Origin of the sequence: Citrobacter sp. 21OH12SH02A-Citro (assembly GCF_027919895.1) — a bacterium.
Lineage (GTDB): Bacteria > Pseudomonadota > Gammaproteobacteria > Enterobacterales > Enterobacteriaceae > Citrobacter > Citrobacter braakii.
This window is the reverse complement of the sequence record NZ_CP114801.1, coordinates 1,316,777-1,337,241: the sequence shown is the minus strand read 5'-3', so window position 1 is coordinate 1,337,241 and position 20,465 is coordinate 1,316,777. Positions and strand designations below refer to the sequence as shown.

The 20,465-nt window shown below is 53.8% G+C and carries 21 protein-coding genes; 8 read left to right on the top strand and 13 right to left on the bottom strand.

What is annotated here, in order from left to right; genetic code table 11:
• Nucleotides 1-185: 185 nt before the first annotated feature.
• The 4 genes from sseA to O6D90_RS06415 all read left to right on the top strand — a co-directional run bounded on the left by sseA (nucleotide 186) and on the right by O6D90_RS06415 (nucleotide 5,022).
• Nucleotides 186-1,046, top strand: coding sequence for a 3-mercaptopyruvate sulfurtransferase (gene sseA, locus O6D90_RS06430; protein ID WP_016157132.1), 861 nt, complete (start codon nucleotides 186-188; stop codon nucleotides 1,044-1,046).
• 163 nt (nucleotides 1,047-1,209) lie between these two features.
• A complete protein-coding gene (locus O6D90_RS06425; protein ID WP_016157133.1) occupies nucleotides 1,210-2,751 on the top strand; it encodes a PTS transporter subunit EIIC in 1,542 nt (513 codons plus the stop codon).
• A gap of 11 nt (nucleotides 2,752-2,762) precedes the next feature.
• Nucleotides 2,763-4,124, top strand: a complete 1,362-nt coding sequence (locus tag O6D90_RS06420) for a 6-phospho-alpha-glucosidase (protein ID WP_016157134.1) — start codon at nucleotides 2,763-2,765, stop codon at nucleotides 4,122-4,124.
• A 127-nt stretch (nucleotides 4,125-4,251) separates the two neighbouring features.
• Nucleotides 4,252-5,022 (top strand): MurR/RpiR family transcriptional regulator, encoded by a 771-nt coding sequence (locus tag O6D90_RS06415; protein WP_016157135.1) that lies wholly within the window; start codon nucleotides 4,252-4,254, stop codon nucleotides 5,020-5,022.
• A gap of 18 nt (nucleotides 5,023-5,040) precedes the next feature.
• Here O6D90_RS06415 and sseB read toward each other — a convergent pair whose 3' ends face one another.
• From sseB to trmJ, 11 genes are all read right to left on the bottom strand, one after another.
• Complete coding sequence (sseB, locus tag O6D90_RS06410; protein WP_016157136.1) at nucleotides 5,041-5,817, bottom strand: enhanced serine sensitivity protein SseB; 777 nt, start codon at nucleotides 5,815-5,817, stop codon at nucleotides 5,041-5,043.
• 70 nt (nucleotides 5,818-5,887) lie between these two features.
• Entirely contained in the window at nucleotides 5,888-7,171 is a 1,284-nt protein-coding gene (gene pepB, locus O6D90_RS06405; RefSeq protein WP_016157137.1) for an aminopeptidase PepB, read from the bottom strand.
• 60 nt (nucleotides 7,172-7,231) lie between these two features.
• On the bottom strand, nucleotides 7,232-7,432 hold the full coding sequence (gene iscX, locus O6D90_RS06400) for a Fe-S cluster assembly protein IscX (RefSeq protein ID WP_003037694.1): 201 nt from the start codon (nucleotides 7,430-7,432) through the stop codon (nucleotides 7,232-7,234).
• A gap of 11 nt (nucleotides 7,433-7,443) precedes the next feature.
• Entirely contained in the window at nucleotides 7,444-7,779 is a 336-nt protein-coding gene (gene fdx, locus O6D90_RS06395) for an ISC system 2Fe-2S type ferredoxin (RefSeq protein ID WP_003037690.1), read from the bottom strand.
• Between the two features lies 1 nt (nucleotide 7,780).
• Nucleotides 7,781-9,631: a Fe-S protein assembly chaperone HscA gene (gene hscA, locus O6D90_RS06390; RefSeq protein WP_016157138.1), complete on the bottom strand. Its 1,851-nt coding sequence runs from the start codon at nucleotides 9,629-9,631 to the stop codon at nucleotides 7,781-7,783.
• Nucleotides 9,632-9,646: 15 nt separating this feature from the next.
• A complete protein-coding gene (gene hscB / locus O6D90_RS06385) occupies nucleotides 9,647-10,162 on the bottom strand; it encodes a co-chaperone HscB (RefSeq protein WP_016154008.1) in 516 nt (171 codons plus the stop codon).
• Between the two features lie 108 nt (nucleotides 10,163-10,270).
• Nucleotides 10,271-10,594, bottom strand: coding sequence for an iron-sulfur cluster assembly protein IscA (gene iscA, locus O6D90_RS06380; RefSeq protein ID WP_003835203.1), 324 nt, complete (start codon nucleotides 10,592-10,594; stop codon nucleotides 10,271-10,273).
• Between the two features lie 20 nt (nucleotides 10,595-10,614).
• On the bottom strand, nucleotides 10,615-11,001 hold the full coding sequence (iscU, locus tag O6D90_RS06375; protein WP_002913991.1) for a Fe-S cluster assembly scaffold IscU: 387 nt from the start codon (nucleotides 10,999-11,001) through the stop codon (nucleotides 10,615-10,617).
• 26 nt (nucleotides 11,002-11,027) lie between these two features.
• The gene (gene iscS, locus O6D90_RS06370; protein ID WP_016154009.1) at nucleotides 11,028-12,242 is read right to left on the bottom strand and encodes a cysteine desulfurase; all 1,215 of its coding nucleotides are present in this window, start codon (nucleotides 12,240-12,242) and stop codon (nucleotides 11,028-11,030) included.
• A 167-nt stretch (nucleotides 12,243-12,409) separates the two neighbouring features.
• Nucleotides 12,410-12,901 (bottom strand): Fe-S cluster assembly transcriptional regulator IscR, encoded by a 492-nt coding sequence (iscR, locus tag O6D90_RS06365; protein WP_005120405.1) that lies wholly within the window; start codon nucleotides 12,899-12,901, stop codon nucleotides 12,410-12,412.
• Between the two features lie 217 nt (nucleotides 12,902-13,118).
• Complete coding sequence (gene trmJ / locus O6D90_RS06360) at nucleotides 13,119-13,850, bottom strand: tRNA (cytosine(32)/uridine(32)-2'-O)-methyltransferase TrmJ (RefSeq protein WP_016157139.1); 732 nt, start codon at nucleotides 13,848-13,850, stop codon at nucleotides 13,119-13,121.
• A 118-nt stretch (nucleotides 13,851-13,968) separates the two neighbouring features.
• Between trmJ and suhB the strand changes: the two genes are divergently transcribed.
• Nucleotides 13,969-14,772, top strand: coding sequence for an inositol-1-monophosphatase (gene suhB / locus O6D90_RS06355; protein WP_016157140.1), 804 nt, complete (start codon nucleotides 13,969-13,971; stop codon nucleotides 14,770-14,772).
• Between the two features lie 84 nt (nucleotides 14,773-14,856).
• Here suhB and O6D90_RS06350 read toward each other — a convergent pair whose 3' ends face one another.
• Together O6D90_RS06350 and O6D90_RS06345 are read right to left on the bottom strand one after the other, a co-directional pair.
• Nucleotides 14,857-15,837 carry a nickel/cobalt transporter gene (locus O6D90_RS06350; protein ID WP_016157141.1) on the bottom strand — a complete coding sequence of 327 codons (981 nt, stop codon included), beginning with the start codon at nucleotides 15,835-15,837 and terminating at the stop codon, nucleotides 14,857-14,859.
• The gene (locus O6D90_RS06345) at nucleotides 15,828-16,466 is read right to left on the bottom strand and encodes a DUF1007 family protein (RefSeq protein ID WP_016157142.1); all 639 of its coding nucleotides are present in this window, start codon (nucleotides 16,464-16,466) and stop codon (nucleotides 15,828-15,830) included. Before O6D90_RS06345 ends, O6D90_RS06350 begins: the two co-directional genes overlap by 10 nt.
• 420 nt (nucleotides 16,467-16,886) lie before the next feature.
• Here O6D90_RS06345 and O6D90_RS06340 point away from each other — a divergent pair, with 420 nt between their 5' ends.
• From O6D90_RS06340 to O6D90_RS06330, 3 genes are all read left to right on the top strand, one after another.
• The gene (locus O6D90_RS06340) at nucleotides 16,887-17,870 is read left to right on the top strand and encodes an autoinducer 2 ABC transporter substrate-binding protein (RefSeq protein ID WP_003037665.1); all 984 of its coding nucleotides are present in this window, start codon (nucleotides 16,887-16,889) and stop codon (nucleotides 17,868-17,870) included.
• Between the two features lie 103 nt (nucleotides 17,871-17,973).
• A complete protein-coding gene (locus tag O6D90_RS06335; protein ID WP_016154014.1) occupies nucleotides 17,974-19,482 on the top strand; it encodes a sugar ABC transporter ATP-binding protein in 1,509 nt (502 codons plus the stop codon).
• Entirely contained in the window at nucleotides 19,475-20,464 is a 990-nt protein-coding gene (locus O6D90_RS06330) for an ABC transporter permease (protein ID WP_008785467.1), read from the top strand. The genes O6D90_RS06335 and O6D90_RS06330 overlap by 8 nt, the downstream gene beginning before the upstream one ends.
• Nucleotide 20,465 lies beyond the last annotated feature (1 nt).

Genomic DNA, 20,465 nt, shown 5'->3' with positions numbered 1-20,465 from the left:
CCCGTTAGCTACGTAGAACAACTATTATGCGTCAGATTTTCGGCTGTGAAAGCCAGTAACTGTTCTACGTTGTCCTATTTTTTCGTGATTAATGTGGATTCGCCTGACAAATCAGCCTCTTTTACTTGTCGCATTGCACTAAACATCCGACAATTTGCCAAAACCTGGTAAAAATGGAGATGCCTATGACCACCGCCTTTTTTGTCGCTGCCGACTGGCTTGCCGAACACATTGACGACCCGGAAATACAAATTCTTGATGCCCGGATGGCACCTCCAGGACAGGAAGATCGCGATGTTGGCGAGGAGTATCGTGCAGGCCATATTCCTGGCGCAGTCTTTTTTGATATTGAAGCGCTTTCCGACCATACGTCACCGCTACCGCATATGATGCCGCGACCGGAAGCCTTTGCCGTAGCGATGCGCGAATTGGGCGTTCATCAGGATAAACACCTGGTTGTCTACGATGATGGCAACCTGTTTTCCGCGCCACGCGCATGGTGGATGCTGCGGACATTTGGTGTCGAGAATGTCTCCATTCTGGCGGGCGGTCTGGCTGGCTGGCAGCGCGATGAGCTAATGCTCAAAGAAGGAAATGAGGATTTACCGGAAGGTGAATTTAACGTGGCATTTACACCTGAAGCGGTTGTGCGCGTTACCGACGTACTGCTGGCCAGTCATGAAAAAACGGTGCAGATCGTCGATGCCCGACCGGCTGCACGTTTTAATGCCGAAGTTGACGAGCCGCGTCCGGGCCTCAAGCGTGGCCATGTGCCTGGTGCGCTTAACGTACCGTGGACAGAGCTGGTTCGTGACGGTGAACTGAAAACTACCGACGAACTGGATGCTATTTTCTTCAGCCACGGCGTAAGCTTTGACCGCCCCATTATCGCCAGCTGCGGCTCAGGCGTCACGGCGGCGGTGGTTGTGCTGGCGCTTGCCACGCTGGGCGTTTCTAACGTCGCATTGTATGACGGCGCATGGAGCGAATGGGGCGCGCGTAACGATTTACCGGTAGAACCGGCCGCCCATAATCCCTCTGCTTAACCCTCCCCCTGCTGTTACCCCGCTCACAACGCATAACGTTACATGTAACGTTATGCGTCATTTGTTTTTAAAACAACCAGATAGCTGGAATTCTCCCCTTTGACGCTGCTAACTTTGTCCTGTTTTCGCACTCTGATGTGCGGTTCATATAAGAGAGAACATGATGAAAAGAGCTGTCAATGCCCTACAAAATTTTGGCAAATCGCTCTATGGTCCGGTGCTCATTCTCCCGATCGTGGGCTTGTTCATTGCCTTCGGTAACGTCCTTAGCAATGGCAATCTTGCGCAATATTTGCCTTTTCTCGCTCATCCCATTTTACAAAACAGTGGTCAGTTAATTGCGAAATCCGCCGTATCTGTACTGGCAAATCTGGCGCTGGTTTTCGCCGTCGGCATTCCCATTGGCCTTGCCACCCGTGATAAAGGTTATGCGGCCTTGACAGGTCTTGTCGCTTTTATTGTTTTTATCAACGCGATGAACGTCACGCTTCAGCTACGCGGCGATCTGGTTGCGACGGATCAGATGCGCGGTGCGGGTCAGAGTATGGTGCTTGGCGTGCAGGTGCTGGAGATGGGCGTTTTTGCCGGGATTTTGCTGGGCGTCGTGGCAGGTTATCTCTATAACCGCTATTCCGGCGTGCAGTTCAGCGGTGCGATGGCGATTTACTCAGGCCACTGTTTCGTCGCCATCATTATTCTGCCCACCTCAATGCTTCTCGGCGTAGCGATGAGCGAACTGTGGCCTTTCGCTCAGCATGGCATCAGTACCATGGCGTTGACCATTAAAGACGCTGGACCTTACGGCGTCGCTATTTACGGTTTTCTTGAACGCATTCTGGTGCCGACCGGACTACACCACCTGGTTTACACGCCGTTTCTGTATACCGAACTGGGCGGCACTGCCGAGGTTTGCGGTAATGTGTATCAGGGGGCGCGCAACATCTATTTCGCCGAGATGGCCTGTCCGACAGTGGCACAGCTCAGCAATACGGTGGTGTGGGACGCTCGCGGCATCAGTAAAATGTTTGGCCTGCCTGCCGCCGCGCTGGCTATGTATATGACGGCCACGCCACAACGCAGGGCTGCCGCGAAGGCCATTCTGCTCCCCGCCGCGCTGACCTCATTACTGGTCGGCGTCACCGAGCCCATTGAGTTTTCCTTCCTGTTTGTCGCTCCGCTGCTGTTTGTGGTACACGCGGTGCTGACCGGCATCGGCATGATGCTGTTTTCTCTGCTGGATGTTCACGCCATCGGCGCCAACGGCGTCATTGACTTCATTCTCTACAACCTGCCGCTGGGCGTCGAAAAGGCTAACTGGCCGATGTACATCGCGGTCGGGATGATGATGTTCGTTCTCTACTTCGTCATCTTTCGCTTTCTTATCCGCTATTTCGATATGAAAACGCCAGGTCGTGAGGAGGACGCGCGGGAGACACGTTTGTACAGCAAAAAAGATTATCAGGCAAAAGGCCGCGATGATTCTGGCGAAGCCATTATTGCCGGGCTGGGCGGTCGCGCCAATATTGAAGTGGTTGATAACTGTTACACCCGTCTGCGCGTCACCGTGAAAGATATCGCCATCATCAACGAGCCGCAGCTCAAAGCGACCGGCGCGAAAGGCGTCATTAAACAAGGTAATAACGTTCAGGTGGTCTACGGACTGCACGTTAAGAAAATGCGAGAAGCTGTAGAGGCGTTTCTCTGAAGGAGCCAATCATGTTTACCCCCCCTTTTATTTTATCCATTGCTGGCGGTGGAAGCACTTATACGCCCGGGATTGTCAAAAGTCTGATGGTGCGTCTTGCCGATTTTCCGCTGGCTGAAATTCGTCTGTATGACATTGACGAAGCACGTCAAAGCACCATTGCACCGGTGGTTGAAAAAGTGATCCGCGATCACAGCCAGTCAATTAAATTTACCGTAACCCGCGATGCGCAAACGGCCTTTCGCGGGGCGCATTTTATTTTCTCGCAGATGCGCGTAGGCCAGTACAAAATGCGCGAGCTGGACGAAAAAATCCCGTTAAAACACGGCGTCGTCGGCCAGGAGACCTGCGGCCCCGGTGGTTTAGCCTACGGGCTACGCACCATTCTGCCGATGGTGGAACTAATCGATCTGGTCGAACGTTTTGCCGATAAAGCGGCGTGGATTGTCAATTACGCCAATCCGGCGGCGATTGTGGCAGAGGGGGTACGTCGCTTACGCCCGAACGCGCGGGTTCTCAATATTTGTGATATGCCGGTCGCTGCAATGCGTAACATGGGTGCGATTCTGGGCGTTGACCGTCATAAGCTGGAGGTGGACTACTTCGGCCTTAACCACTTTGGCTGGTTTACCCGCGTGCGGGTTGATGGCGAAGACCAGCTCCCGGCGTTACGGCGGCATATCGCTAAATTCGGCCTGCTGACAGAAGATGCCGCACAAACGGATCCGCAGCATGCCGATCCTTCATGGGTCAAAACATGGCGTAACATCAAGCCGATCATGGACAACTTCCCGGAATATCTGCCGAATCCGTATTTACAGTATTACCTGATGTCGGAACAGATCGTGGCCCATCAGGATCCAGATCACACCCGGGCCAACGAAGTGATGGAGGGGCGTGAGAAGAAATTATTCGCCGCGGCTCAGGAATACCAGAGCACGGGGATTTTGCCCGATGCGTTTCACGTCGGAGTTCACGGCGCGTTTATCGTTGATGTCGCCTGTAGCCTGGCTTTTGATTTACGCCAGCGTCACCTGGTGATTGTTGAAAACAGAGGCGCGATTGCCAATCTGCCCTATGACGCGATGGTCGAAGTACCTGCGTACATCACTTCACAGGGAGCTGAACCGGTTCGCATGGGGGCAGTACCGTTGTTTCACCAGACGCTGCTGATGCAACAGCTGGCCTCAGAGCAACTGCTGGTTGAGGCCGCCATTGAAGGCAGCTACGAGAAGGCACTACAGGCTTTCACGCTGAACCGGACGGTGCCAACCATGGTACATGCCAAAACCCTCCTTGATGAGATGATCGAGGCTAACCGGGACTACTGGCCAGCGCTGAAAAAAGCCTGGCAGGAGGGGGAATTGCGCTAAAGTCTGGTGCGGAAGACTTGTCGGTGTGGATGAAAACACCGACAATTCCGCGAATTGATGAAAACGGAGGCCCAATGACTATCCCATATTTCTCCCTTCCTGCCCGGCAAGTGAAACCGGCCTGATCATGGACAACCGGCTTGCCTCTCTGCTGACGCGCGGAGAACCGCTTACCCGCGCAGAGTACCGTGTGCTGGCGCACCTGACACAGCATCCGCTGCTGGTAGGTAACATCACGGTACGTGAGCTGGCCCAAGCGACTTTTGTTTCCACGGCCACCATTATGCGGTTGTGTCAGAAACTGGGCTTCAGCGGTTTCAGCGAGTTTATATGGCACTGCAAACAGCTGCTCTCCGATACGCCGCACATCGCAGCGCAGGCCGCGGAGAGCGGCGAGTTACCGGCGATGCTTAGCCGTTTCATCGCCAACTATCAGCTTACTTTTCAATGGAATACCCAGGAAAAACGTCGCCATTTTGTTGATTTATTACGGCAAAAGGAGAGTTTCTTTCTGTATGGCGCCGGATTTTCCTATCTGTTTGCGGAGTATCTGACCAAAAAATTGCAGGTTCTCGGTAAGACCGCTTTTATTTCCGGGCCAGGTGACAGCCGGAACATCTTTCTCAGTAATGCCGCCCGCTATCAGGTATTCGTCGCGGTGTCACGCAGCGGCGAAACGGAACAGGTTATTGATAAAGTCAGGATTGCGCAAAACGTTGGCATGACGATTGTGGCCTTTACCCGTGCGTCGGCCAATTCGCTGGCGGGCATGGCGGATTTGCACTTTGCGCTATATGACGAAGCGGTACACTTTGCCGCTGAGGCCGCCGGAGTGACCTCTTTTGAATCGAATCTGGTGCTACTCATGGATTTGTTGCTGCTGGAAGCAACGGGGTGAGCGCTCACCCCGAATGCCTCAGATAATCCGGTTCTGTTTGAAATCGCGCAGGAAACCGCCCCAGCGGCGTTCGTAGAACGGTGCGATGTGCTCAGTGATAAAGTGACTCACGCCCTTCTCACCTTTCTTCACCTGGCAGATATCAATGGGTTCATCACCCGGCAACGTATCGGTCGCGACGCTACCCGCAGCATGGATGATCTCTTCAATATCACCTTCAGCTTCAATACCAATCAGCAGATTCGGCTGGGCTTCCGCACTTTCTTTGATTGAGCAGAGAAATGCGCGTTTTACCGGCTTAATGGTTTTAAACAGCGTGGTCAGTGAGTCAATCATCTGCGCCGGAGGTTCGGCGACTTCAGAAAGGATCAGCGATTCACCACCTTCCAGTACTTCCTGGGTGCTTAGCGGATTACCCTCTTCCCCCATCAGCAGGCTGATTTCACGCGGCATAAACTCTTTGCCGGTCGGCAGTTTAGCGTTGAGAAAGAGCGTTTCGCCAAGCGTCATTTCAAATAGCGTACGCACCGGCATAACGACAAATGCTTGCTCATCTTCAACCGCCTGTTGCAGGGCTTCCAGGGAGGTGAAGAACGGGATCACGGTCGTGCCGTCTTCTTTTTCCCAGTGTTGAAGGTCGAGGGCACTGTCTTCTACTACCGCCTCGCCTTCTGCGGCAGTACCCGGCACCCAGACGGTGGACTCCAGTAAAGTACGGAAAAATGCCGGACGATGCGCAGGCTCTGTCGCTGCTTGCTCCAGCAACGTTTCTAATTCATTTTTTGTTTCGGACATAAGTATCACAAATTGGATGAATACATGTAAGCCGGATAAGCTTAGCGCTATCCGGCAATACAGTCGTGAATTATGCGGTCAGCAGATTCGCGATGGTGCGCACACCCAGACCAGTTGCGCCCGCAGACCACTGCTCAACCGGCGCTTTGCGATAGGTTGCAGAGCAATCGATGTGCAGCCAGCCTTGCTGGTAATTTTCCACGAAATGGGACAGGAAGCCCGCCGCGGTGCTTGCACCCGCTGGGTAGGCCGCACTGCCGGTATTGTTCAGCTCGGCAAAATTTGACGGCAGTTGGCTACGGTGGAACTCTGCCAACGGCAAACGCCAGAACGGCTCGTTTTCTTGCGCCGCACTTGCCAACAAACGCGCGGCCAGTTGGTCATCAAAGCTAAACAGCGCGTGGTAATCGTTGCCCAGTGCGGTTTTCGCCGCGCCGGTCAGCGTGGCAGCATCAATGATCAATTCAGGTTTTTGCGCGCTGGCATCGATCAGGCCATCGGCCAGTACCAGACGCCCTTCAGCATCGGTATTCATCACTTCAACTTTTTTACCGTTGCGATAGTGAATGATATCGCCAAGCTTAAAGGCGTTGCCGCTGATCAGGTTATCCGCGCAGCACAGATACAGCTTTACACGCTTGTTCAGGCCACGGGTGATGGCAAACGCCAGCGCGCCGGTGACCGTTGCCGCACCGCCCATATCGGACTTCATTGAGTCCATAAATGCGCTTTGCTTGATGCTGTATCCGCCGGAGTCAAAGGTAATTCCCTTGCCAACCAGGCAGGCATAAACTGGAGCTTCTTTGTCGCCAGTCGGGTTGTAATCCAGCGCCAGCAGCACCGGCGGACGTTCAGAGCCTCGACCCACGGTATGCAGCCCCATGTAGTTCTGCTCGCGCAGATCTTCACCTTTGGTGATACGGTACGAGACGTTGTCGCAGGCCACGCCGCACAGCAGGTCTACCGCGCGTTGCGCCAGCTGTTCCGGGCCCAGCTCTTCTGCAGGTGCGTTAATGGTATCGCGCACCCAGTCAATAATCTTCAGACGGTTATCCAGCTCTTTGCGCTGCGCCTCGTCCAGAGCGGCCCACTCAACTTTGCGGGTGCCTTTTGGTCCTTTGTAACCCTGCCAGAACGCCCAGCTACGTTCGGTATCCCAGCCTTCACCATCCAGTTGGACATGTTTAATACCCAGGCCGTCAATTTTACGCGCGGCGCGCTGGATAAGGCTGAGATCATCTTTTCCGTTCAGGTGCAGGGTAATACCGTCATTATTAATGCTGTATGTCGCCTTTTCACCCCAGCGAGCATCAGCGGGTTGCGTGGAAAGCGTAATTTTCATGGCTTCTGTCATTTTATTTATCCTTATTTCGCGCATACAGGAAAACGGGCCACCCGTGGGCAGCCCGTTGACTTATTCGGCTTCGTCCAGCCAGACCAGTAAAATGGCCTCAAGGATTTTTTCGTTCGATGCCTGTGGATCATCATCGAACTCTTCCAGGTCACAGATCCATTGGTGCAGATCGGTGAAACGAACGGTCTTGGGATCGAGATCGGGGAACGCGTCGTACAACGCCTCGCCGATTTCGCGGCTATCGGTCCACTTCAGTCCCATACTACCCTCTGTTAATGCTCACGTGCATGATTGATTGTGTAACGTGGGATTTCGACCACTAAATCGTCCTCGGTTACCCGTGCCTGACAGCTTAAACGGCTCTCCGGCTCCAGTCCCCAGGCTTTATCCAGCATGTCGTCTTCTTCTTCTGTGCTTTCCGGCAAAGAATCAAAACCTTCACGTACAATGCAGTGGCAGGTCGTGCAGGCACAGGATTTTTCACAGGCGTGTTCAATCTCGATACCGTTACGCAGGGCAACGTCGAGAATGGTTTCGCCGGTCTCAGCTTCCAGAACTGCGCCATCGGGACAGAGATCCTGATGAGGCAAAATAACAATCTTTGGCATATTAAACCTCGTCCACGGAATGGCCTTTCAGCGCGCTACGGACGGATTTGTCCATACGGCGAGCGGCGAATTCCTGGGTTTGTTTGTCTACGTTTTTAATGGCTTGTTCTATCGCGTCAACATCGTCACCCTGTGCTACCTCGCTCAAGTGCGCAGCAGCGGTGTCGATAGCCTGACGTTCTGCGGCGCTTAACAGCGCGGCATCAGCGTTCAGCGCACCGGATAAACTCTCCAGTACGCGTGCCGCTTCGACTTTCTGTTCTGCCAGCATACGAGCTTTAACGTCCTGCTCGGCAAAACTCATCGAATCCTGAATCATGGAGGCGATTTCACTGTCGGTCAGACCGTAGGACGGTTTGACCTGAATCGAGGACTCAACGCCGGTGGATTTCTCCATAGCGGTGACGCTCAGCAGCCCATCAGCATCGACCTGGAAGGTCACGCGGATATGCGCGCCGCCTGCCGGCAACGCCGGGATACCGCGCAGCGCAAAACGCGCCAGTGAACGACAGTCCTGCACCAACTCACGCTCGCCTTGCATCACGTGAATGGACATCGCGGTTTGGCCATCTTTAAACGTGGTGAAGTCCTGCGCGCGCGCCACCGGGATAGTGGTGTTACGCGGGATCACTTTCTCCACCAGACCGCCCATGGTTTCCAGTCCCAGAGACAGCGGGATAACGTCCAGCAGCAGCATTTCGCTGTCCGGTTTATTCCCGACCAGAATATCCGCCTGGATTGCCGCACCGATAGCGACCACTTTGTCCGGGTCGATAGAGGTCAGCGGCGTACGGCCAAAGAATTCACCGACGCGTTCACGTACCAGCGGCACGCGCGTTGAACCACCGACCATTACCACTTCCAGCACATCCTGCGGCTCAACGCCCGCATCTTTCAGCGCACGGCGGCAGGCCAGCAGCGTACGTTTAACCAGTGCGGAAATGAGTTCATTAAAGGTTTCACGGGTGATTTCACCCTGCCATCCCGCCACGTTAACCGTCACAGAATCGGCGTCGCTGAGTGCGATTTTCGCTGCAATCGCGGCATCCAGCAGCTCGCGCTGTACGCGGTTATCGCTGCGATCGGCAACGCCCGCCTGCTCGCGAATATAGTCGGCCAGCAGATGGTCAAAATCGTCGCCGCCCAGCGCGGAATCACCACCGGTCGCCAACACTTCGAACACGCCGCGACTCAGGCGCAGAATAGAAATATCAAAAGTACCGCCGCCAAGGTCATAGACCGCGATCACGCCTTCCTGACCGGAATCCAGGCCATAAGCGATCGCCGCAGCGGTCGGTTCGTTCAGCAGACGCAATACGTGCAGGCCCGCCAGACGCGCGGCGTCTTTCGTCCCCTGACGCTGTGCATCGTCAAAGTAAGCCGGAACGGTGATCACTACGCCATCCAGTTCGCCGGACAACGATTCGGTTGCCCGCGCGGCCAGCGCTTTCAGAATGTCAGCGGATACGCGCACCGGATTAAGCAAACCGGCAGCGGTTTCAATCATCGGCAGGCCGTTTTCGCTCGCCTGGAATGAATAAGGCAGATGTGGGTAACGCGCCTGGATATCCGCCAGAGAGCGGCCCATCATGCGTTTTACCGAGCTGACGGTGTTTGCCGTATCCAGCGCAGCATTGGCGCGGGCATCGTAACCGACCGAGTAGCCCTGCTGCTGATAGTGAACCACTGACGGCAACAGGTGGCGACCTTCATGATCTGCCAGCGTTTCGGCCTGGCCGCTGCGTACGGTCGCAACCAGGGAGTTGGTGGTGCCTAAATCGATACCGACCGCCAGACGACGCTGGTGCGGCGCGGCGCTCAGACCAGGCTCACTAATTTGTAATAAGGCCATTTTCGCTTCCGGAAATTAAAAATCGAGCAGTTTTTCTTCGAGTTGTTCTGCACTGCTTCGCAGTTTATCGAGAAAACGCAGCTTACGCACGGTATCTGCCGCTGCGTCCCACGTCTCGCTATCCAGCTGTTCAACCATCAGTTGATGGCGAACGTTGTACATTTCGCTGACGCGTTGCATAAACGCATCCAGCCGTTGATTGTCTTTTGCCTGTTCAATCTCGTCCAGCTCTTCGCGCAGCTCCAGCTGTTCCATCAGAAACGCGGTATCGCGCACCGTGTGCTGCTCGCTGCGGATATCAAAGCCGTGTAAAGACAACAAGTATTCGGCGCGCATCAAAGGATGACGCAGCGTTTGCCAGGCCTGGTTGATAGTGGCGGACTGCGAAACCGCAGCAAGTTGTTCCGCCTGAGAACCGCTGGCGAATTTATCAGGATGATACTGACGTTGCAGATCCTGAAAACGTAGGCTCAGCGCCTGAGTATCGAGCTGATAACGGGCCGGTAAGCCAAAGAGGGTGAAGTAGTCCATAACATTCTCAGGGCATCGATTCTCTGTTGTTCGATGAGGCAAAACCAGAGAGTCAGGTAAAACAAACCCCACGCGCAGGCGACCACGGTGGGGTTATCAGTAAGCGCGTTACACGTGGAAGCTTTCGCCGCATCCACATTCGTCTTTCACGTTCGGGTTAGTGAACTTAAACCCTTCGTTCAGACCTTCTTTGACGAAGTCTAACTGCGTACCGTCGAGGAATTGCAGGCTCTTACCGTCGATCACGACTTTTACGCCTTTGTCTTCAAACACGGTATCTTCAGCCGCCGGCTCGTCAACAAATTCCAGTACATAAGCCATACCTGAGCAGCCGGAGGTTCTCACGCCCAGACGCAGACCAAACCCTTTACCGCGGTTTGCCAGGAAGGTATTTACACGCGCTGCTGCACTGTCGCTTAAGGTAATCGACATAATAAAACCTCAACTCTTAATTATTTTGCTTCACGTTTGCTTTTGTAATCCGCAATCGCGGCTTTAATCGCGTCTTCAGCCAGAATAGAGCAGTGAATTTTCACTGGTGGCAGTTCAAGCTCGTCGGCGATATCGGTATTTTTGATCGCCTGTGCTTCGTCCAGAGATTTCCCTTTTACCCATTCGGTAACCAGAGAGCTGGAGGCAATAGCGGAACCGCAGCCGTAAGTCTTGAAACGCGCGTCTTCAATGATACCCTCATTGTTGACTTTGATCTGCAACTTCATCACGTCGCCACAGGCCGGTGCACCCACCATGCCGCTGCCCACGTTCTCGTCGCTGTTGTCAAAAGAGCCCACGTTACGTGGATTCTCGTAATGATCGATTACTTTTTCGCTGTAAGCCATGTTGAATTCTCCTTATGTGCGCCGAATTAGTGATGAGACCATTCAATACTGTTCAGATCCACGCCCTGTTTGAACATTTCCCACAGCGGAGAAAGGTCGCGCAGGCGGCCAATGGAGTTGCGAACCAGATTGATGGCGTAGTCAATCTCTTCTTCGGTAGTGAAACGACCTAAAGAGAAACGAATTGAGCTATGTGCCAGCTCGTCGGTCATCCCCAGCGCACGAAGCACGTAGGATGGCTCCAGGCTTGCAGAGGTACATGCAGAACCGGAGGATACAGCCAGGTCTTTCAGCGCCATAATCAGCGACTCGCCTTCAACAAAGTTGAAGCTAACGTTGAGAATGTTCGGTGCGCCCTGCTCGAGGTCACCATTGAGGTACACCTCTTCCATATCTTTCACGCCGTTCCACAGACGGTTACGCAGAGTGCGCAGGCGCGCCATCTCGGTTTCCATCTCTTCTTTGGCGATACGGTAAGCTTCACCCATCCCGACTATCTGGTGCACAGGCAGCGTACCGGAACGCATACCGCGCTCGTGACCGCCGCCGTGCATCTGCGCTTCAATACGAATACGCGGTTTACGACGAACGTACAGCGCGCCGATACCTTTCGGGCCATAAATTTTGTGGCCGGAGAAGGACATCAGGTCAACTTTCAGTTGGCTCAGATCGATAGGCAGTTTGCCCACGCTCTGGGTCGCATCAACGTGATAGATGATGCCGCGGGCACGGCACATTTCGCCGATGGTTGCGATATCCTGTACCACGCCGATTTCGTTGTTAACGTGCATGATGGAGACCAGAATAGTGTCGTCACGCATTGCCGCTTCAAGTTCTTTCAGGTCGATAATGCCGTTACGCTGTGGGGCGAGGTAGGTCACTTCAAACCCTTCGCGCTCCAGCTGACGGCAGGTGTCCAGCACGGCTTTGTGTTCGGTTTTGCTGGTGATGATGTGCTTGCCTTTTTTCTGGTAAAAGTTGGCTGCACCTTTAATCGCCAGGTTATCGGATTCCGTCGCACCGGAAGTAAAGACGATTTCACGCGGATCGGCACCGACCAGATCAGCGATCTGATTGCGGGCGATATCTACCGCCTCTTCAGCTTGCCAGCCGAAACGGTGTGAACGAGACGCTGGGTTACCAAAGTTTCCGTCCAGGGTCAGACACTGCATCATTTTCTCGGCAACACGCGGGTCCACCGGCGTGGTTGCGGAGTAGTCGAGATAGATCGGTAATTTCATTGCTCTATAAACTCCGTACATCGCTTCAATGCAAGGAACCAGGCAACCGGCTGGATGTACGACCGAGTTAACGGGGCGTCTGGCACCCCGGCCTGATTCTGAAATACTTTTTACGCTTCATCTTTCTGGCTGCCTTGATGCAACCAGAAGATATTGCGTAATTTTTATTAGGCACGCAGTTTGACGTCGATAGCGTCTTGCGTGCGGGTACTGCGTGGAGCGTCATGTGTGTGCTGGCGACCAGACACATCCAGGACTTCCTGATTATTCACCAGTTCGCCCAACGTAATGTTGTTGAGGAAACCGGTCAGACGATCGCTCAGATCGCGCCACAGCGCGTGGGTCAGGCATTTATCGCCGCCCTGACAACCGCCTTTGCCCTGGCAACGGGTCGCGTCTACAGACTCGTCAACAGCGCTAATCACTTCACCTACTGCGATGCTGCCAGCATCTTTACCCAGCAGATACCCGCCGCCTGGTCCACGTACGCTGGAAACCAGACCGTTTTTACGCAAACGGGAAAACAGCTGCTCCAGATATGACAGGGAAATTCCCTGACGTTCAGAAATATCAGCCAACGGTACCGGGCCCGTTTCGGAGTTGAGCGCAACGTCCAACATTGCGGTCACGGCATAACGCCCTTTTGATGTCAGTCTCATGTCTTACTTAGCCTCAAACTCGCCCCTGCCCGGGGTTTTTTATTGTAAAATGGGGGTATTGCATAGCAGGGGCAAGTCTGACATTCCCGACTAAATCAGTCAACTATTTACTTGACTAATTTAGTCAGGTATTTAACCTTCAGTGCCATTTTCATTTACCGGATGGCGCTTCGCTAATCCGGCCTGGAAATCGTGCAGCCATCCGGCATCAAGACGCTTACTTGCCTTTATTCTGCTGCTCTATAGAAGCTAAAATTCCGCGCAAAATGTTCAGCTCCTGGCTCTCAGGACGCGCACGAGTGAACAGACGGCGCAGCTTGTTCATCACCTGCCCCGGATGTCCTTCGCGGATAAACCCGGTCGACAGCAGCGTTTGTTCCAGATGACCGTAAAAACGCTCTAAATCATCGACCAGCGGATACTCAGCTTCTTCGTATTCTGCGGTCTTGTCGCTTTCCTGCGTTGCCAGCCAGGCCATGCGAACTTCATAAGAGATGACCTGCACCGCCATCGCCAGGTTGAGCGAGCTGTATTCCGGGTTCGCGGCAATGGCGACGTGATAATGGCACTTCTGCAGCTCTTCGTTGGTCAGGCCAACGCGTTCACGTCCAAACACCAGCGCCACCGGCGAGTTCGTTGCTTCAGAGACGCTTTTTAAACCGCATTCACGCGGATCCAGCATCGGCCACGGCAGCGTACGGGAGCGCGCGCTGGTACCCACTACCAGGCTGCAACCCGCCAGCGCTTCATCGAGAGTATCGACGATCTGCGCGCTGCCGATCACATCGCTGGCACCAGCCGCCAGGGCGATGGCCTGGGAGTCCGGTTTAACCAGTGGATTTACCAGCCACAGATTAGTTAAACCCATGGTTTTCATTGCGCGGGCCACAGAGCCCATGTTGCCAGTGTGAGAGGTTTCCACCAGCACGATTCGAATATTTTGCAGCATTGTATTTCTTCGGCTAAAGATTATTCGGGCATATTATCATAAAACGAAGACATATTCCGAACTCGCTGCTATACTCTGCGCCGTTTTCCCGTTCTTTAACATCCAGTGAGAGAGACCGATGCATCCGATGCTGACCATCGCCGTGCGCGCAGCGCGCAAGGCGGGTAATGTAATTGCCAAACACTACGAAACGCCAGACTCTGTAGAAACCAGCCAGAAAGGCAGCAATGATTTCGTGACTAATGTCGATAAAGCCGCCGAAGCGATTATTATCGAAACAATTCGCAAATCTTACCCACAGCACACCATCATCACCGAAGAAAGCGGTGAGCATGTTGGTGAAGATCAGGATGTTCAATGGGTTATCGATCCACTGGATGGCACCACCAACTTCGTAAAACGTCTGCCGCACTTCGCGGTTTCCATCGCAGTACGCATTAAAGGCCGTACTGAAGTCGCCGTTGTTTACGATCCAATGCGTAACGAACTGTTCACCGCAACCCGCGGCCAGGGCGCACAGCTGAACGGCTACCGTCTGCGTGGCAGCACTGCACGCGATCTGGACGGCACAATCATCGCCACCGGTTTCCCGTTCAAAGCGAAACAGCACGCCACTTCTTACATGAAAATTCTTGGCAAGATGTTTACCGAGTGCGCTGACTTCCGCCGCACAGGTTCTGCTGCGCTGGATCTGGCTTACGTTGCCGCTGCACGCGTTGACGGTTACTTCGAAATCGGTCTGAAACCATGGGATTTCGCCGCAGGTGAGCTGATTGCTCGTGAAGCAGGCGCACTGGTTTGCGACTTCACCGGCGGTCATAACTATATGGCGACTGGCAACATCGTTGCAGGTAATCCGCGCGTAGTGAAAGCCATGCTGGCTAACATGCGTGACGAACTGAGCGACGCGCTGAAGCGTTAATTCAGTACAGCCCGGTGGTGTCATGCTTACCGGGCTTACGTGTTGATACAGGCCGGACAAGGCGAAGCCGCCATCCGGCTTTGATTAAAACGGTCTAATCCCTCGCCCCACCGGCACCGCGCTCACCCACATCACTACCGCAGCAGCAATCAGCACCGCACCACCGGCTAATGCCAGCGTCGTCCAGCCAATCTGTCGCCACAGCACCGGCGCTTTATGTCCGCTAAGTCTCACCGCCAGCGAGCGGAAACTGTGTACCAGCAAAGCCAGTGACGTAATGGTCAAAGAGGTTCCTGCCGCCATCGCCAGCGCCGACGCCATGCCCCAGCTAAAAACGCCAACCACTTTGCTAAACAGTAAAACCATAATTGCCCCGGAGCATGGCCGCATTCCCATAGACAAAACGATCATCAGCCGGGCGCGCCAGTCATCACCGCTTTGCAGCTGTTCAGGATCAGGCAAATGCTGATGCCCACAGCCACAGCCCTCGTGATGCACATGGTGCGGCGTGAAGGCGGTAAATTTCGGGCGACGCAGCAACTGGCGCAATTTCTTCAGCGCACGGACGCACAATAAAACGCCCAACACGCCAACCAGCGCATAACTCCCTTTCTCCAGCCAGAAACTACTCATATGTAGCTGTCGTGCAGGCAACTGCAAAATGGTGAGCACCACAACCACCAGCCCGATGGCGACCAGTCCCTGTAATAAAGATGAGGCCAGCGTCAGGCCAATACTCGACCTCAGCTTCGAGGGATGCGTTGCCAGCCAGGTGGTAATGACGACTTTTCCATGTCCTGGTCCCAACGCATGCAGCACACCATAGAGAAAACTAAACAGCAGCAGCGATCCCCCGGCCTGGGCCGGATTGGCGGCAACGGCTTTCAGCAAACCGCTCATCTGCTGGTTAACGTCGCGCTGCCAGACGACACTTTTCATCATCACCTGCGGCCAGGCCTGCCATAGCCACAGTATGCCGACTGCAGCCAGCAGTAAAAACACCGCCAGCGGCCATAGCGTGAGCCAGCGGCGTCTGGCGGCGCGTTGTTGATAAACTACGGACATTGCAGCGTCACCGTCTGTGCAAACTGTTTACCCAATTCCATATCCTCCGGCGGTGCGTCTTCTTTATCCAGCGACTGCGCAAAGCTCAGCATTTGTTCATTCGGCGTCGGCGTATGTACTGAAATACGGCATTGCTGACTTATGGCCTGCGCCAGCCTGGCATCGCTGTCTTTGTCATAGCTCATATCAACGTAGTAGGTGGGGTCGAAGGTTGAAATGGTATATTTTTGACCGCTCAGCGGCTGAGCTTCCGCCAGCGGCAACACGAACGTCAGCACTGCCTGATGTTCTTCACGCTCCATGCCATATTCCGTCGGCCTGTTTTTAAACTTTACCTTTTTCCCGTCGTGCCACACTTCGGTGAAATAGTGCTGCCCGAGGACGTTGGCCATCACTTCTGCCGCCAGTTTTTTCCAGATCTCATCACCAGGTTTGGCATTTCCCGCATCGTAAAGCAGATCTGCCGAGGTGATTTCATCCATCGTCCAGCGCATTTTTAGCGCGACGAACTGGTCATTCTCGCTCACTATCTCGGTTTTCAAATGGATAAAGCTGTGGGGATGCGCACCTGCGCCAAAGGACAGGATCGCGAGAAACAACGTCATAATGATACGTTTAACGCCTTGCATGAGTTCTCCACGAGAAAAATCTACACCGCCACAAATAATGATGCCGTGTTTGGCGAAAGTGTGCTGAGGATACCATTGAACGAAAAAATGTTGAGCCTCCTTTTCCGGTATCGATTCAGTTCTCAATTTCAACAATTTCTTCTTCAGCAACATCCTCCCAAATACCTTTTCGTCGCCACAACTTAAGTAAAATGATAACAATTTGTTAATTTATGGTTTCATTTTAATGTTTTGTTAACACTGAATTTAAATCCCCGAGTGTATTTCCGCGCAAATTTAACCAATATTTAACCGTTTATTTTCCATAAAATTACAATAATGGGCATAGATCACATTCGCCAAACTTGTAATTCATTCCCTCTTCCATTCGTTGTTAACTTCACGCCGTGACATGTCCTGCCCCCTACGAAAGGTACAACTATGAAATTCAAACTCGCATTACTCAGTGCAACCCTGGTTTCTGCATGCATGTTGTCCGGCACGTCCTTTGCGGCGGAAAAATATGAAATTGCTGTGGTTGCCAAAGTCACCGGGATTCCGTGGTTTAACCGGATGGAAACCGGTGTTAATGAAGCAGCAAAAAAACTGGATGTGAATGCTTACCAGACCGGGCCTTCCACGCCGGATCCGGCACAGCAGGTCAAAGTGATTGAGGATCTGATAGCCAAAAACGTCAATGCCATCATCGTGGTACCGAATGATGCCAAGGTCCTTGAGCCAGTACTGAAAAAAGCGCGCGATAAAGGCATTGTCGTTCTGACGCACGAATCCCCGGATGAGCAAATTGGCCAATGGGATATCGAAACCATCGATAGTGAAAAATACGCGCAGGCTAACGTCGATGAGTTAGCAAAAAACATGGGCGGCAAAGGGGGTTACGCCATCTATGTCGGTTCACTGACGGTGCCGCTGCATAACGCGTGGGCGGATTATGCAATTAAGTACCAGAAAGAAAAATATCCGGAAATGTTTGAGGTCACTTCACGTCTGCCGGTCGCGGAAAGCATCGATAAATCCTACGCCACGACGCTGGACCTGATGAAAACCTATCCACAGATGAAGGGCATTATCGGTTTCGGCTCGCTGGGTCCAATCGGAGCGGGTCAGGCTGTGCAGAAAAAACGCGCCAAAGATAAAATCGCTGTCGTCGGGATCGCAATGCCAGCACAGGCTGCACCTTACCTGATGCGTGGTGATATCAAAAAAGCGCTGCTGTGGGATCCAAAAGACGCGGGCTACGCGCTGGTAACGGTTGCCGATCAGCTGTTGCAGGGCAAAGAAGTTAACGCCGACCTGAGTATCGATGGTTTAGGGAAAGCCGATATCGACACGGAGAAGAAAGTGATCCGCTTTAACAAGATCCTCGAAGTCACCAAAGACAACGCACAATCACTTGGTTTCTAAGGCTTTAGCCAACACCAGGGAACCTTAACGCCGGCCGTCTGGCCGGCGCTATCAACCAAACTAACACTCAGCGTCCATCCGGGCGCTCGCAGGGGTATTGTCCATGGCAGACACCACCGCATTTATCACTCTTGAGAATATCAGCAAACAATTCCCGGGCGTGCTGGCGCTGGATAACGTGAATCTGACGCTGAGAAAAGGCGAAGTTCACTGTCTGGCGGGTCAAAACGGCTGTGGTAAAAGTACCATTATTAAAGTGATCTCCGGAGTTTATCATCCGGAAAAAGGCGCGCAGATTTTACTCGATGGCAAATTGTTCCATCACCTGACGCCGCAGCTCTCTTCCCATTATGGCATTCAGGTTATTTATCAGGACCTGTCGTTGTTCCCTAACTTTAGCGTCGCGGAGAATATCGCGGTCAACCGCTATCTGCCCGGTGGCGATATCTGGGTACGTCGTGGCGCCATGAAGCAGCAGGCGCTGGCAGCCATGAAGCGCATCGGTGTGAACATCGATCCCGATAAAAAGGTTGAAAAACTCTCGATTGCCGACCGACAACTGGTCGCCATTTGCCGGGCGATTGCCGCCGATGCGCGTCTGGTGATTATGGACGAGCCCACCGCCTCACTAACCCGTCAGGAGGTTAATGGCCTGCTACGGGTCGTTAACGAACTAAAAGCTGCCGGAATTTGTGTAGTGTTTGTCAGCCACCGTCTGGATGAAGTGATGGAAGTGGCTGACCGCATCAGCGTGATGCGCGACGGCAAACTGGTGGGCACTTATCCTGCCAGCGAACTCGACAGCCACGAGCTGGCTTTCCTGATGACCGGACAACGCTTCCACTATAGCCCGCTGCCGGAAAGACCCGCTATTGAGCAAGAGCCCCTGCTGGAGCTGCGCAACCTCAGCCGCAGAGGCAAATACCAAAACATTAATCTGTCGCTGCACGGCGGCGAGATTGTCTCCATTGTGGGCCTGCTGGGCGCCGGACGCACCGAACTTTGTCTGAGCCTGTTTGGCATGACGCACCCAGAAAGCGGTGAGATTCGCATTAACGGCCAGCCGGTCACTCTTCGCAATAACCATGATGCCATCAAACATGGGATCGGCTACGTCTCAGAAGATCGCCTGACGCAGGGGCTGATCATGGAGCAGTCGATCTACGACAACACCATCGTCACGGTGTTTGATCAACTGCATACTGGCAGCGGCCTGCTCGATCATCGTAAAGCGCAAAAGCTGGTCGCCGACTTGATCCGCGAGCTGAATATCAAAGTGTCCGATCCACACCTGCCGGTTAAAACCCTTTCCGGCGGTAATGCCCAGCGTATCGCCATTGCCAAATGGGTGGCGACTAATCCCCGCATCCTGATCCTCGACTCCCCTACCGTAGGCGTAGATATCGCCAACAAAGAGGGTATTTACCAGATAGCCCGCGATCTGGCGGAACAGGGTATGGCGGTGCTGATGATTTGCGATGAAATCCCGGAAGCGTATTACAACAGCCACCGCGTGCTGGTGATGCGTCGCGGCAGGCTGGTGGCGGAATTTAATCCTCATCAGTGCCGTGAAGAGGAGATTGCTGAAGTGGTCGAGGTAATCAATGAATAAGATGCATCTCTCCCGTTTAATCGGGCAACATGAGTTTTGGCTGGGCCTGCTGGTTGTGGCCCTTGCCGTTGGGCTGAGCATCAGCACCGATGAGTTCTTGTCTTTGGGGAACCTGACGGATGTGGCTACCAGCTATGCGATTCTCGGCATCCTTGCCTGCGGGCTGTTTGTGGTACTGATTTCCGGCGGGATCGACATCTCATTTCCGGCGATGACCGCGATAGCCCAGTATGCGATGGCCAGTTGGGTTATCGGCCACGGCGGCAACTTCGCGCTGGCGTTAATCATCGCGATTGCGGTGGGTCTGCTGCTGGGACTTATTAATGGCTTCCTGGTCTACTGGCTGCGCGTTCCGGCCATCATCATTACCATCGCCACGTTGAACGTTTACTACGGTCTGCTGGTGTACGCCACCAAAGGCACCTGGCTGTACGGCTTTCCGGACTGGTTTATGAACGGCATCAATTGGTTCTCGTTCACCGCGGCGGATGGCTACGACTACGGCTTGACACTGCCCCTGCTGTGCCTTGCGGCTGTGATCATCTTTACCGCCGTGCTGATGAACTATACCCGTCTTGGCCGTCAGGTTTACGCCATGGGCGGTAATCGTGATGCGGCCTCGCGTCTGGGACTGAATCTGCTGAAGCTGCATTTCTACGTGTATGGCTACATGGGCATTCTGGCAGGCGTTGCCGCCGTGGTTCAGGCGCAAATCACCCAGTCAGTTGCGCCCAATTCGCTGCTCGGCTTTGAGTTGACGGTGCTGGCGGCGGTCGTGCTCGGCGGAACCAGCATGAGCGGCGGACGCGGCACATTAACCGGAACCCTGCTCGGCGTGGTTCTGCTGGCCTTCTTACAAAATGGCCTGACGCTGCTCAGCGTCTCCTCTTACTGGCACACCGTGTTCAGCGGCGCCATTATCCTGGTCAGCATTAGCGCCACGGCCTGGAACGAAAAACGCAAACTGGCAAGGGAGCTTTGAG